The sequence below is a fragment of the Vogesella alkaliphila genome, from assembly GCF_014652475.1.
GTDB lineage: Bacteria > Pseudomonadota > Gammaproteobacteria > Burkholderiales > Chromobacteriaceae > Vogesella > Vogesella alkaliphila.
Map to the genome: position 1 here is coordinate 195,920 of NZ_BMYW01000004.1, position 13,955 is coordinate 209,874.

A 13,955-nucleotide genomic window follows, 5' to 3' on the forward strand; every position below is an offset into this window, starting at 1 on the left:
CTGATCTGACAAGGCTTTTGCCTGTGAGAATGGCGCCCTGCGGGGCGCCATTTTTTATGCTTGCCATATCGCAGTGCACCATTTAAGATCGTTGCAGCACGCGTCGATTGTATCCAGTCGCCGCTCCCCTTTGTCTCCACGACTGCCACCACCCCGCGCGGTCCGGACACAATGTCACGACAACAGGCGCCCGGACCGGGCCCGGTTCGGCTGACCATAAAACCACCTGCATTTTACAAACAGAATGTTCCCGCCATGAGGAACAGGGACCCGTTTTCACCATGAATCCATATCGCATCACCGCTATCGCCGCGGCCGCACTGACGCTGGCCGCCTGCAACAATGCCGAACCACAGCAAGACGCCGCCAGCGCCCCCGCAGCCGCGCAGGAACACGTGGTCAAGATCGGTTCCGCCAACCCGCTGACCGGCCCGTTCGCCCACTGGGGCCGTGACGCCGACAACGGCGTGCAGCTGGCCGCCGAAGAGGCCAACGCGGAAAAGCTGACCCTGGACGGCAAGCCGGTCCGCTTCGAAGTGATCTCCGAAGACGACCAGGCCGACCCGAAAGTCGCCACCCAGGTCGCCCAGCGCTTTGTCGACGCCGGCGTTGCCGCCGTGATCGGTCACCTGACCTCCGGCGCCGCCATCCCGGCCTCGCGTCTGTACAACGACGCCGGCATCACCATGATCGCCGGTTCGGTAACCAGCCCGAAATTCACCGAGCAAGGCTACAACAACACCTTCCGCATCATCGCCAACGACCTGCAACAGGGTCAGGCACTGGCCAAGTACGCCGTGACCGAGCTGAAATCGAAGCGCATCGCCGTCATCGACGACCGCACCACCTACGGCCAGGGTCTGGCCGACGACTTTGCCAAGGCGACCGAAGCGGCCGGCGGTACCATCGTCAAGCGCGAGTACACCACCAACAGCGCCACCGACTTCATGGCGATCCTGACCTCGATCAAGGCCGAGAAGCCGGAACTGATCTTCTACGGCGGCATGGACGCACAGGCCGGCCCGCTGGTGAAACAGATGCGCAAGCTGGGCATTCAGGCGGTGTTCATGGGCGCCGACGGGGTCAACACCGCCGAGTTCGCCAAGCTGGCGGGCAAGGACGGTGAAGGCGCCTACGCATCCAGCGCCGGCGCCTCGAAAGAGCTGATGCCGGGCTACGCCGCGTTCAACACCAAGTACAAGGCGCGCTTCAACGGTGAAATCCAGGCCTACGCACCGTACACCTACGACGCGACCCGCGTGGTGATCGACGCGATGAAACGCGCCAACTCCGCCGATCCGAAGAAATACCTGGCCGAAGTCGGCAAGACCTCGCTGCAGGGCGTAACCGGCCCGATCGCCTTTGAAAGCAACGGCGACATCAAGAACGGCACCGTGACCCTGTACCGCCTGGAAGGCGGCAAGTGGGCTGGCGTGGCGAAGCCGGCAGGCGACGCCTCCGCCGCGCAGTAAGCCTGACCATCACGCAACAACGCCGTTCCCGCTGTAGCGGGAACGGCGTTTTTTGTTGCCAAGTCGGCTTCGGCCCAGCGGCGCCATCAAGCACCGGAAAACCGTACCTAGCCGGTCAGGTCCTTGATCGTGGTCGAGGCGCCATTGGTCTTGACGCTCTCGATACCGTTATCGCGCGCCGCCTCGGTGCCGTACATCTGGCTGCTGCCGATGATCTGGTGATTGCCGGCCTTCAGATTGAAAAACGCCTTGCCGTTGGCTGCGGTCTTGCGCTCGTAGCGCTCCTCCAGCGGGCTGTTGGCCTGCACCGAGGCGATGCCGTTTTCCGCGGCGGCGCGGGTGTGGTACAGCTCGCTGCCGAGTATGGTTTCCGCATTGCCCGCCTTCAGCACGAAACGGAACTGCCCGTCGCTGCTTTTGCTCAATTCGAACCAGCCTGCCATGTGACGACTCCTTGTAGTGACGTTGACAAACACCCCAGGACTAGCGGCGACTACCGCTCTGCGCACCGCCACCCGGCGGCAGCACATGCCAAACAGCTTAACAGAGCCGGCACACCAGTACCAAGCCAGAACCAGCACCCCATGAAAAACGCCCCGTAACGACACGGGGCGTTTCGGCAGGCCAGGGTTGGCCGCAATCAGGCTTTCAGCACTTCCGCCATCGCATCGGCCACGTATTCCACGTTGCGGCTGTTGAGGCCGGCCACGCACATGCGGCCGGAACGCACCAGGTACACCGCGAACTCCTCGCGCAGGCGATCCACCTGTTCCGGCGTCAGCCCGGTGTAGCTGAACATGCCACGCTGCTTGATGAAGTAGCTGAAATCGCGGCCCGGCACCTTGGCCGACAGCACCGCGTACAGCTTCTGCCGCATCGCCTTGATGCGCTCGCGCATCTCGGTCACTTCGCCTTCCCACTCTGCGCGCAGCGCCGGTTCGGTCATCACCATGGCGGTCACCTGGCCACCGTGGGTCGGCGGGCTGGAGTAGTTGCGGCGCACGGTGGCCTTCATCTGGCCCAGCACGCGGCCGGCTTCCTCGGCGTCGTGGCACACTACCGACAGGCCACCGCAACGCTCGCCGTAGAACGACAGGTTCTTGGAGAACGAGTTGCTTACGAAGAAGCTGACGCCGGCGGCGGTCATCGCGCGGATGGCGAAGGCGTCGTCTTCCAGGCTGTCGCCGAAGCCCTGGTAGGCGATGTCCATGAACGGCAGCAGGTCACGCTGCTTCACCACCTCGATCACCTGCTCCCACTGCGCATGGCTCAGGTCGACACCGGTCGGGTTGTGGCAGCACGGGTGCAGCAGCACGATGGTCTTGGCCGGCAGTGCCTTGAAGCAGGCGATCATCTCGTCGAACTTCACCCCGCCGGTGGTGGCGTCGTAGTACGGGTAATCGTGCACGGTAAAGCCGGCACCTTCGAACATGGCGCGGTGGTTGTCCCAGGTCGGGGCGCTGACCCACACTTCACTCTGCGGGAAGTAGCGCTTGAGCAGGTCGCCGCCGATCTTCAGCGCGCCGGAGCCGCCGATGGTCTGGATGGTGGCGATGCGGCCGGCGGTCACCGCCTCGTGGCCGGCACCCCACAGCAGTGCCTGCACGGCGGCACGATAGTTGGCCGCACCTTCCATCGGCTGGTAGCTGCGCGGGCCGGCTTCGGCCACGCGCGCGGCTTCGGCCTTCTGTACCGACGGCAGCAGCGGAATACGGCCTTCCTCGTCGTAGTACAGGCCGATGCCGAGGTTGACTTTCGGATTGCGGGTGTCCTTGTTGAAGGTTTCAACCAGGGTCAGGATCGGGTCGCCGGCGTAGGCTTCGACATGAGCAAACATAATCTTGTGGTTTCTCTCTCGGTAGCGATCACTGCGGCCAACACCGCAGCACAGGGATTCAAGCCGGATAAAACTACCACAAACTCGCCACCAGATCAGAGTTGCGCGTCAATTTCACAAAATGCGCAACATAGCATTCAACCAAACCAAACAGATGGCATTTTGCACTCACAAATCAGATCGGCACGCATCATCCCCGGTCTACGTCAGCTGCAGCGACAAGCCGCTGATCTCCCGGTAGAACAGTCGGCTCAGCTGCTCCGCCCCCGGCCCGGAACCGTCGCGAACATAGAGCGCCAGCTGTACCAGCGGCAATGGCGGCAGGCGCTCATCGCCCAGAACCTGCACCCCGGCCGGCAAGGTGCCCGGCAGCAACACACTCACCCCCAACCCCGCCTGCAGCGCCACCTGCACCGCCTGCAGATTGGAGCTTTCGAATCCGCAACGCCAGGCCAGTCCGGCCTGCTGCAGACTGGCAAGCGAGATATCGCGCCACAGGCAGGGCGCCGCGAACAGCACCAGCGGCAACGGCGTGGCCGTCAGGTCCAGGGTAGCCAGGCCGGCCCACACCAGGGGGCAGGACACCTGCCAGCGGGGCGTCAGACCGAGCGGCCAGGCCGGGTCCGCCACGATCAGGTCGAGCTCGCCGGCCGCGAGCAGTTCGCCCAGCCGGGTGGTGGGCGCCACCGTCACGCTCAGCTGCCAGCGGGGATGCGCCGCGACGAAATCGCTCAGCACCGTCACCAGCCGCGCGCCGACAATATCCTCGATCAAGCCGATGCGGTAGCGCACTTCCTCGTCCTGTTCCCCCGCGCCGCAACCGGGCACCAGCTCGTCGGTCAGCGCCAGAATACGTTCGGCGTATGGCAGCAACGCCGCCCCGGCCATGGTCGGCACGATGCCGCGCGGCGAACGCAGCAGCAGCGTCTGGCCGACATGCTCCTCCAGTTTGCGGATCTGCTGGCTCAGCGCCGGCTGCGTGCGGGCCAGCAGGCTGGCTGCCCGGTTGATACTGCCGGCGCGCAGCACCGCCACGAAAGCGCGCAGCAAACCGGTGTCGAGGTCCATGGTCATAATAATCACTTATAGCTAGCCCAATAAAACACAGTCTACCTATAACTTAGGCGCTGAGCCACAATGGCCTACCCCTTATTCAGGACACCATCATGTATTTCACGACACTCCTGGTCGCGGTGGCAGGCTCGGTTACATATCACCTGTCGCTCAAGCGCCTGCCCGACACGCTCAACCCGTTCTTCTCGCTTGCGGTGATCTACAGCCTTGCCCTGTTGATCAGCCTGGCGGGCATGGCGCTCTACCCCACCGGCAGCCGCAGCCTGGGCCAGCTCAACTGGAGCCTGCTGGGCGCCGCCCTTGGCGTCATCGGCATCGAGGTGGGCTTCCTGCTTGCCTACCGCGCCGGCTGGAGCGTGGGTTACACCGCCCTGAGCGCCAATGTGCTGACCACCCTGATGCTGCTGCCGCTTGGCTATCTGCTGTACCGGGAGCAACCGACACTGGCGCGGCTTGGCGGCATGCTGCTCTGTTCGAGTGGGATGTGGCTGTTGTTGCGCCGTTGAGTGCCGCGCCAGCGCGGCAAACCCTGCCGGCCGTGCCCCGTGTCACTGTGACAAATCCAGCCGCTGGAACAAGGCCACCAGAAAATCCGCCAGCACCCTGACCCGCTGCGCCTTGCGCACATCGGGGTGCATCAGCAAGTGCAAGGTCCGGGCCGGTGGCGCCTCCGCCTCCAGGCACACCAGTTCCGGCGCCTGCCGCCCCAGGAAATGCGGCAACAGGGCAATTCCCCAGCCCTCACGCGCCGCCCGCAGCTGCGTGGCCAGATCGTTGCTGCGCAACACCTGGCGGCGGCCGGCCAGATGGGCGTCAAACCAATCCTTCAGCCACAGCCCCGGCATGCTGTCGTCAAAGCCGACGAACACCCGCTGCTCCCGGGCCTGCTCCTGCCACGCCACCGTGCCGTACAGGCCGTACCCCACCGCGGCAACCGGCCTGGCGATCAGGTCCGGTGTTTGCGGCTCGCCCAGGCGGAGCGCCAGCTCGGCCTCTCCCTGCTCCAGGCTGGCATTGCGCCGCTCCCCCAGCAACACCAGATCGATCTCCGGAAACTGCTGCCGAAACGCGGCCAACTCCGGCAGCAACACCTCGCTCAGCAACTGCGGCGGGGCGGACAACCGCACCTGCCCGCTGACCGCCTGCTGCGTCGCGGCCGTGCGTTGCAAGGCCTGCACCCCCGCCTCCACGGCCAGGGCCTGCGGCAAGAGATTCTGCCCCTCCTGCGTCAACTGCCAGCCACGCGACAGGCGATCGAACAAACGCACATCCAGGCTGGCCTCCAGCTGCCCGATACGGCGCGCCACCGTACTGTGCTCCACCCCCATGGCTCGCGCCGTCCCCGACAGGCTGCCCTGCCGCGCCAGCTGCAGGAAAAACCGCACATCGTCCCACTGCATCCGCAATCCGATCATCAATGCACAGAAGCTGTCGATTTTTACCAATTACCGTGCATTTGTCACCGGAATAAACTGCCCTCAACCTGAAATGAGGAGCCAGACCATGGACACCCCGCTTATGCCCGCCGTCGGCGTGCTGAACGCCGACGACTTCCACGCCGTCATGCTGCCCGTCCCGACGCCCGGCGAGCACGATCTGCTGGTCAAAGTGGAAGCCATCAGCGTCAACCCCGCCGACTATCGCGTCCACCAGCGCAAGCAAGACGACGGCCGCCTGGACATTCTCGGCTGGGATGCCGCCGGCACCGTTCTGGCCTGCGGCAGCGCCGCCGCTCGCCACTTCCGGCCCGGCGACACCGTCTACTATGCGGGAGACATTACCCGCCCCGGCGGCAACAGCGCCCGGCAGCTCGTCGATTGGCGCCTGGCGGCCCACCGCCCCGCCGGTTGGTCCGCCGAGGCCGCTGCAGCGCTGCCGCTGACCGGCCTCACCGCCTGGGAAGCCCTCTTCGAGCAGATGGCTTACACCCCGCACCGCGCGCTGGAACAGGCGCAAACCCTGCTCGTCATCGGTGGTGCGGGCGGCGTCGGCTCCATCGCCATCCAGCTCGCCCGGCTCGTGCCCGGCCTCACCGTCGTCGCCACCGCCTCGCGCCAAGCCTCGGCGGTGTGGTGCCGCCAGATGGGTGCCCATCACGTCATCGACCACGGCCGGCCACTCGCGCCGCAACTCGAACAGGCGGGCCTGCCCGACATTCATGGCGTCCTGCTGCTCAACCGGCCCGACCACTACTGGCAGCCGGTAGCCGAGCTGATCGCGCCCCACGGCCACATCGTGAATATCGTGCCCTTCGACCGGCCCCCTGACCTCAACCTGCTGATGCGCAAAAGCATCCGTTACAGCTGGACCTATATGTTCACCCGCCCCCTGTTCCAGACCCGCGACATGGCCAAGCAAGGCAAGGCGCTGCAACAGCTCACCGCGCTGGCCGAATCCGGGCAGATCCGCAGCACCCGCAACGAACACCTGGGTGCCCTCACCCCGGACACCCTGCGCAACGCCCACCAGCGCCTGCTGCGCGGCGATGCCATCGGCAAACTCACCCTCACCGTTTCTTGACAAGGACCCAACCATGACCAGTCTCCAGACCGTCCAGACCTTCCTCGACCACATCTTCCAGGGCCGCATGCCGCAGGCGCTCGAGCTGGTCTCCCCCGACGCCGTCTTCATCCCCAGCCGCCCCGAGCCCAGCGATCGCGTTCCCCTCTACGGCACGCAGCACGGCCCCGATGGCGCGGCACGGGTCTTCACCACCTTCGCCAGCATCCTGCAGCCGCAAAAGTTCGACATCCATGCCAGCATCGACCAGGGCGAACACGCCGTCCTCTACGGCCAGCTGCACCATCAAAGCCTGCAGACCGGCCGCCCGTTCATCAGCGACTGGGCACTGATCTGCAAAGTCCATCACGGCCGCATTAGCTACTACCACTTCTACGAAGACACCGCCGCCCTGGAACACGCGCTGGGCGGCTAGCCACAAACAAAAACGGCGGACCAAACCGGCCCGCCGTCTCCCTGCCATTCGTCACGCGTCGCTACGCCACACCCTTGTCCGGGCAGGGGCTCAAGCGGCGACCTCCCGCCCGGCAGCCGGCTCCGGCACCACCGCGGCCAGTGCCGCCACCTCGCCCAGCACGATCACCGCCGGGCTGGCCAGGCCGCTGCGTGCCACATCGGCGGCCAAGGTTTGCAATCGGGTGACGATGTGGCGCTGCTCCGCACAACCGGCGCGATGCACCACCGCCACCGGCAGGTTGGCCGCAAAACCGGCGGCCATCAGCTCGCCGGCCAGCGCCTCGACATCGCTCATGCCCATGTAGCAGACCACGGTCAGCTGCGAGGCCGCCAGCGCCTGCCAATCCGGACGCGAGCCGTCCACGGTGTGCGCGGTGACCAGCGCCACGCCGCGGGCGACGCTGCGGTGCGTCAGCGGCAGGCCCAGCGCCGGGCCGACGGCGAGACCGGCAGTGATGCCGCCGACGGCCTCCACGTCCACGCCGCGTTCCGCCAGCCACGCCCACTCCTCGCCGCCGCGGCCGAAGATGAACGGGTCGCCGCCCTTCACCCGCGCCACGGTCTTGCCCTGGCGCGCGTAACGCGCCATCAGCCTCAGGATGAAGGCCTGCGGTGTCGACTTGCAGCCGCCACGTTTGCCGACGTGCACGATGCGGGTGCCGGGGCGGGCGAAGTCGAGAATGTCGCGCCCGACCAGATCGTCCACCAGCCAGGTGTCACAGGACTGCAGCACGCGCAGCGCCTTCAGGGTCAGCAATTCCGCATCGCCGGGACCTGCGCCGATCAACCATACCTTGCCATTCATGATGTTTCCTTTGCGTGTGCGGCCTGTTAGCCCTGAACCATACCCGAAACAAAAAACCGTTTTAGACCGATGCTTTATAAGCAAATGACGTGCCTTGGGCTGCCGCTACACCGCCACCATGCGCACCAGCTCCGGCACGCAGGAGCCGCAGCCGGTGCCGCAGCGCAGCTCGCGCTTCAGCCCGTCCACGTCCAGCCCCCTGGCGATGCCGGCGCAGATCGCGTCCTCGCGCACCCCCTCACAGGAGCACACCACGCGCGAACGCGCCGTGCCGCGCGCCTGCCCGGTCAGCAGCGCCGACAGGCTGTCCGGTGCCGCACCGCCGTCCAGCCAGCCGCTCAGTGCCTCGTCGGCGCGCACGTCGCCGGCCAGCACGAAGCCCAGCGGCTGTTTCGCCTGCAGCCACACCCGGCGCAGGATGCCGCGCGCCGGATCGTCCAGCGCCGCCGACAGGCTGCCAGCCGGCTCCAGCACGCTGGCCAGCTGCTGCAGCACGGCGGCGTCCGGCGCCTCGCTGGCGGCCAGCCGCAGGCGCAGCGCTTCCACGCCACCGAGCATCACCGGCACCGCCACCGCGTACGGGAACAGCGCACGCAACGCGTCCAGCCGCGCCCGCGCCGCCTGCGCGTCGCCCTTCAAGAGCAGCGTGGTGCGCCACGGCAGCCTGGCCGCTTCCACCGCCACCGCGGCGTGCTTCAGCTCCGGCTGTCGCGACAGCGGATCGCCTACGCGGGTGGTCAGCGCGTTGATGCCCTGCCCGCCAAGCGCCGCGCCGCCCCAGTGCATAGCGATGAAGGCCACGCCAGGGCGCAGCGTGTCGTCGGCCACCACCGGCAGGTAGATCGTGCCGCGCTTGTTGCGCACCTTGACCAGGTCGCCACTGCTGAGGCGCTGCCGTTGCAGGTCGCGCGGGTGCATCGCCAGCTGCGGCTCCTCCACGTGGCGGGTCAGCGTCGGCACCAGCGCGGTGCGGCTCATGGTGTGCCAGTGGTCGCGCAGACGGCCAGTGGTCAGACGCAGCGGAAAGTGCGCCGACACCTTGTCGCTGACCGTGCGCCAGGCGACATCGACAAACTGTGCGCGGCCGCTGGCGGTGGCGAACACGCCGTCGCCGTACAGCCGGGCGGTGCCGTGGCCGTCGCGGAACGGCCACTGCTGCGGCCCGCGTGCCTCCAGCACCTCGTAGCTGAGCGCGCTGTAGTCCAGATCGCGGCCGGCGGTGGTGGTCGCGTGCTCGGCAAACACCGCGGCGGCATCGACAAAACCGAACGCCGGCAGCCGCTCCGGCGCGATAGTTGCAGCCAACCTTTGCGCCACGTCGTCGGCGATGCGCCAGTCTTCGCGCGCCTGCCCCGGTGCCGGCAACGCGGCACGCACGCGGCTGATGCGGCGCTCGCTATTGGTGACGGTGCCGTCCTTCTCCGGCCAGGTTGCGGCCGGCAGCACGATGTCGGCGTAGGCCAGCGTCTCGCTGCTGTTGAACGCTTCCTGCACGATCACGCAGTCCACCTGTTCCAGCGCGGCGCGCACCAGCGCCTGCTCCGGCATCGACTGCGCCGGGTTGGTGCACACGATCCACAGCACCTTGATCTTGCCCTCGGCGGCGGCCTCGAACAGCTCCACCGCTGCCAGCCCCGGCGTGGCCGGCAGCGCCGGCACGCCCCACAGCGCGGCCACTTCGGCGCGGTGCTCGGCATTGCCCGGCTCGCGGTGGCCGGGCAAGGCGGTGGCGAGGCCGCCGACTTCGCGCCCGCCCATGGCGTTGGGCTGGCCGGTCAGCGAAAACGGGCCGCAGCCGGGGCGGCCGATGTGGCCGGTGGCCAGGTGCAGGTGGATCAGCGCCGCGTTCTTGTCGCTGCCGTTGCTGTACTGGTTCAGGCCCATGGTGTAGCAGGACAGCGTGGCCGCGCTTTGGGCGAACCAGCGCGCGGCGGTGACCAGATCCTGTTCGCTGATGCCACACAGCTCGGCGGCGGCGCGCGGTGTGAATTCCTGCAGCCGCTGCTTGAGCACGGCAAAGCCTTCGGTGTGCTGCGCGATGTAGTCGCGGTCGATCAGCTCTTCCCAGATCATCACGTTGAGCATGCCGTGAAACAGCGCCACGTCGGTGCCCGGCAGCACCGGCAGGTACAGGTCGGCGATGCTGGCGGTGTCGGTACGGCGCGGATCGACGACGATGATCTTCATTGCCGGATTGGCGGCCTTGGCGTCCTCCAGGCGGCGGAACAGCACCGGGTGGGCGAACGCCATATTGGAGCCGGCGATCAGCACGCACTCGGCGTGATCGAAGTCGTCGTAGCAGGCCGGCGGCGCGTCGGCGCCCAGCGTCAGCTTGTAGCCGGTGACGGCGCTGGACATGCACAGCCGCGAGTTGGTATCGACGTTGTTGGTGCCGACCAGGCCGCGCGCCAGCTTGTTGAACAGATAGTAGTCCTCGGTCAGCAGCTGGCCGGACAGGTAGAAGCCGACCGAATCCGGGCCATGCTCACGGATGGCGTCGGCCAGCTTGCCGCTGACCGCGTCCAGCGCGCTATCCCAGCTGACTTCCTGCGCCGGCTCGTCCTTGGCAAGGCGCAAGGTTGGCCGCAACAGCCGTGCCGATGGCCGGCCGGTGGTGTCGCCCAGCGTGCGGCCCTTGCTGCACAGGCGGCCGAAGTTGGCCGGGTGGGCGCCGTCGCCGGTCACCGCCAGCACGCGGCTGCCGTCGGTGGTGATCTCGACGCCGCAGCCGGTGCCGCAATAGCAGCAGATGGAGGAGACGGTGTGGTGGTGTCCCGTTGTTTCAGTCATGTTCAGTCTCCTTGCGGCCAACCTTGTTGATGCAATGCTCAGTCCAGCGCCAGAAAGATGGCGCCCGCTTCCAGCTTCACCGGAATGTGGCCGCTGCAGCCCTCGTCCGGCGCGCAAGCCTCGCCGGTGGCCAGATCGATGTTCCAGTTGTGCAGCGGGCAGGTCACGGTGCGGCCGGAGACGATGCCCTGCGACAGCGGCCCGCCCTTGTGCGGGCACTTGTCGACCAGCGCGAACACCTGGTCGTCGATGGTGCGGAAGATGGCGATATCGTCGCCGTCGTCACGCTTCAGCACGCGGGCGCCCTGCGCCGGGATGTCGTTCAGCTGGCAGATGGTTTTCCAGTTGCGGCTCATGATGTGATCCTTTTGATGGTGGCCACGGCGGCGCGCTGCTGCCGTGGCCGATGGACAAGTCGCCGGTTCAGGCGGTGACCGTTTCGATGCTCAGCGCCTCGAACTCGTGGCGGGCCACGCCACCCTTGGTGCGCTCCGCCCACGGGTCCTGCTCGAAGGACAGCGCGAACTTCAGCCGTGCGTACAGCTCGTTGCGGCCAGCCTCGTCGGCCAGCACCCGCTGCTTGATGTACTCCATGCCGACGCGGTGCAGGTAGTGCACGGTGCGCTCCAGGTAGAACGCCTCCTCGCGGTACAGCTGCAGGAAGGCGCCGCTGTACACCATCACCTCGTCGTGGGTTTTCACCTTGCACAGGAACTCGGCCACCTCGGTCTTGATGCCGCCGTTGCCGCCGATGTACAGCTCCCAGCCGGAGTCGACGCCGATGATGCCCACGTCCTTGATGCCGGCCTCGGAGCAGTTGCGCGGGCAGCCGGACACCGCCAGCTTGACCTTGGCCGGGCTCCACATGCCGAACAGGTCGTGCTCCAGGTCGATGCCCATCTGCGTCGAATCCTGGGTGCCAAAGCGGCAGAATTCGCTGCCGACACAGGTCTTCACCGTGCGCAGGCTCTTGCCGTAGGCGTGGCCGGACGGCATGTCGAGGTCGGCCCAGACCTTGGGCAGGTCTTCCTTCTTCACCCCCAACAGGTCGATACGCTGGCCGCCGGTGACCTTCACCATCGGGATGTCGTACTTGTCGGCGACGTCGGCGATGCGGCGCAGCTCGGACGGGTTGGTGACGCCGCCCCACATGCGCGGGATCACCGAGTAGGTGCCGTCCTTCTGGATGTTGGCGTGCACGCGTTCGTTGATGAAGCGCGACTGCGGATCGTCCTTCGCCTCGCCCGGCCAGCTGGAGATCAGGTAGTAGTTGATGGCCGGACGGCAGCTGCTGCAGCCGTCCACCGAGCGCCAGTCCAGCGCGGCGAAGGTATCCGCCAGCGAGGTCAGGTGCTGCTCGCGGATCGCCTGCCGGACCTGGCCGTGGTTGAGGTCGGTACAGCCGCAGATCGCCTTTTCCGATTTCGGCTTCACGTCGGCGGCGCCGCCGACGCAGTTGATCAGGATCTGCTCCACGAGGCCGGTGCAGGAGCCGCAGGAGCTGGCCGCCTTGGTGTGCTTCTTCACTTCATCGACGGTGAACAGGCCCTTTTCCTGGATCGCCTTGACGATGCTGCCCTTGCACACGCCGTTGCAGCCGCACACCTCGGCGTCGTCGCTCATGCCCATCGCACGGTTCTGGCCGGCGTGGCCGACGTCGCCGATGGCGCCCTCGCCCAGCATCAGCTGTTCGCGCATTTCGTGGATGGCGTGGCCTTCGCGGATCAGGCGGAAGTACCAGCCACCGTCGGCGGTGTCGCCGTACAGGCAGGCGCCGACCAGCTTGTCGTCCTTGACGATCAGCTTCTTGTAGATGCCGCCGACCGGATCGGACAGCGTGATTTCCTCGTGCCCGTCGCCGCCCATGAAGTTGCCGGCGGAGAACAGGTCCACCCCGGTCACCTTCAGCTTGGTACTGGTCGCGGCCGGCACGTAGCGGGCGATGCCGAAGTTGGCCAGGTGGTTGGCCACCACCTTCGCCATGTCGAACAGCGGCGCCACCAGGCCGTAGCTGACGCCGCGGTGGCTGACGCACTCGCCCACCGCGTACACGCGCGGGTCGAAGGTCTGCATGAAGTCGTTGACCACGATGCCGCGGTCGCAGTAGATGCCGCTCTGCTCCGCCAGGCTGAAGTTGGGGCGGATGCCGACCGCCATCACCACCAGATCGGCCGGCACTTCCTCGCCGTCCTTGAAGCGCACGCTGGCGACGCGGCCGCTGCTGCCGGCCACCAGCTCGGCGGTCTGCTTCTGCAGCAGGAAGGAGAGGCCGCGCTCCTGCAGCGTGTCCTGCAGCATGGCGGCGGCGGTGCGGTCCAGCTGGCGGTCGAGCAGCCATTCGCCCAGGTGCACCACGGTCACCTTCATGCCACGCGCGGCCAGACCGTTGGCGGCTTCCAGCCCCAGGAGGCCGCCGCCGATCACCACCGCGTGACGATGCTTGGCGGCAGCGTCGATCATGGTGTTGACGTCGTGGATGTCACGGAAGGTGACCACGCCGTCCAGCTCCTTGCCCGGCACCGGCAGGATGAACGGGTTGGAGCCGGTGGCCAGCAGCAGGCGGTCGTACTCGGCGGTGGTGCCGTCGGCGGCGCGCACGATGCGGCGGCCGCGGTCGATCTCCACCACTTCCTTGCCCAGGTGCAGGGTGATGCCGTGCTCGGCGTACCAGTCGACGTCGTTGAGCATGATCTCCGGCAGCGTCTGCTCGCCGGTCAGCACCGGCGACAGCAGGATGCGGTTGTAGTTGGCGTACGGTTCGGCACCGAACACGGTGATGTCGTACAGCTCCGGGGTCAGCTTGAGCAGCTCTTCCAGCGTGCGCACCCCGGCCATGCCGTTGCCGACCATTACCAATTTGAGCTTCTTCATGGTGTTTCCTTTGTCTGATTTGCGACGCATTGCGCGGTGTCCTGCCTGCGCCGCCCGTCGTCATTGCCGTAGCGGTGCCGAAACGAAAAAAGGTCCGCCGGTGTGACTTGCGCCACGCCGAACGGACCTC

12 protein-coding genes are annotated in these 13,955 nt (G+C 66.8%); 4 read left to right on the plus strand and 8 right to left on the minus strand.

The genetic code is table 11. The features are described from left to right. Nucleotides 1-281: 281 nt before the first annotated feature. Nucleotides 282-1,472, plus strand: a complete 1,191-nt coding sequence (locus IE100_RS08120; protein ID WP_189373603.1) for a branched-chain amino acid ABC transporter substrate-binding protein — start codon at nt 282-284, stop codon at nt 1,470-1,472. 107 nt (nt 1,473-1,579) lie between these two features. Here the strand turns inward: IE100_RS08120 and IE100_RS08125 are convergent, their stop codons facing one another. The 3 genes from IE100_RS08125 to IE100_RS08135 form a co-directional block, all read right to left on the minus strand. Continuing rightward, nucleotides 1,580-1,915 carry a YegP family protein gene (locus tag IE100_RS08125; protein WP_189373604.1) on the minus strand — a complete coding sequence of 112 codons (336 nt, stop codon included), beginning with the start codon at nt 1,913-1,915 and terminating at the stop codon, nt 1,580-1,582. A gap of 197 nt (nt 1,916-2,112) precedes the next feature. After that, nucleotides 2,113-3,309: an amino acid aminotransferase gene (locus IE100_RS08130; protein WP_189373605.1), complete on the minus strand. Its 1,197-nt coding sequence runs from the start codon at nt 3,307-3,309 to the stop codon at nt 2,113-2,115. 201 nt (nt 3,310-3,510) lie between these two features. Continuing rightward, a complete protein-coding gene (locus IE100_RS08135) occupies nt 3,511-4,383 on the minus strand; it encodes a LysR family transcriptional regulator (RefSeq protein WP_189373693.1) in 873 nt (290 codons plus the stop codon). A gap of 92 nt (nt 4,384-4,475) precedes the next feature. On the opposite strand from IE100_RS08135, the gene IE100_RS08140 reads away from it, so the two are divergent. Then, the gene (locus tag IE100_RS08140) at nt 4,476-4,889 is read left to right on the plus strand and encodes a hypothetical protein (protein WP_189373606.1); all 414 of its coding nucleotides are present in this window, start codon (nt 4,476-4,478) and stop codon (nt 4,887-4,889) included. A 42-nt stretch (nt 4,890-4,931) separates the two neighbouring features. Here IE100_RS08140 and IE100_RS08145 read toward each other — a convergent pair whose 3' ends face one another. Continuing rightward, entirely contained in the window at nt 4,932-5,783 is an 852-nt protein-coding gene (locus IE100_RS08145; RefSeq protein ID WP_189373607.1) for a LysR family transcriptional regulator, read from the minus strand. Nucleotides 5,784-5,886: 103 nt separating this feature from the next. Here IE100_RS08145 and IE100_RS08150 point away from each other — a divergent pair, with 103 nt between their 5' ends. Then, a complete protein-coding gene (locus IE100_RS08150) occupies nt 5,887-6,903 on the plus strand; it encodes a zinc-binding alcohol dehydrogenase family protein (RefSeq protein ID WP_229800289.1) in 1,017 nt (338 codons plus the stop codon). 13 nt (nt 6,904-6,916) lie between these two features. Next, complete coding sequence (locus IE100_RS08155; RefSeq protein ID WP_189373608.1) at nt 6,917-7,318, plus strand: nuclear transport factor 2 family protein; 402 nt, start codon at nt 6,917-6,919, stop codon at nt 7,316-7,318. Between the two features lie 90 nt (nt 7,319-7,408). Here the strand turns inward: IE100_RS08155 and cobA are convergent, their stop codons facing one another. The 4 genes from cobA to nirB all read right to left on the minus strand — a co-directional run bounded on the left by cobA (nt 7,409) and on the right by nirB (nt 13,825). Next, nucleotides 7,409-8,164, minus strand: coding sequence for a uroporphyrinogen-III C-methyltransferase (gene cobA / locus IE100_RS08160; protein ID WP_189373609.1), 756 nt, complete (start codon nt 8,162-8,164; stop codon nt 7,409-7,411). Between the two features lie 105 nt (nt 8,165-8,269). Continuing rightward, a complete protein-coding gene (locus IE100_RS08165) occupies nt 8,270-10,954 on the minus strand; it encodes a nitrate reductase (protein ID WP_189373610.1) in 2,685 nt (894 codons plus the stop codon). A 38-nt stretch (nt 10,955-10,992) separates the two neighbouring features. Further along, a complete protein-coding gene (nirD, locus tag IE100_RS08170) occupies nt 10,993-11,310 on the minus strand; it encodes a nitrite reductase small subunit NirD (protein WP_189373611.1) in 318 nt (105 codons plus the stop codon). A gap of 67 nt (nt 11,311-11,377) precedes the next feature. Continuing rightward, nucleotides 11,378-13,825: a nitrite reductase large subunit NirB gene (gene nirB / locus IE100_RS08175; protein ID WP_189373612.1), complete on the minus strand. Its 2,448-nt coding sequence runs from the start codon at nt 13,823-13,825 to the stop codon at nt 11,378-11,380. Between the last annotated feature and the right edge of the window lie 130 nt (nt 13,826-13,955).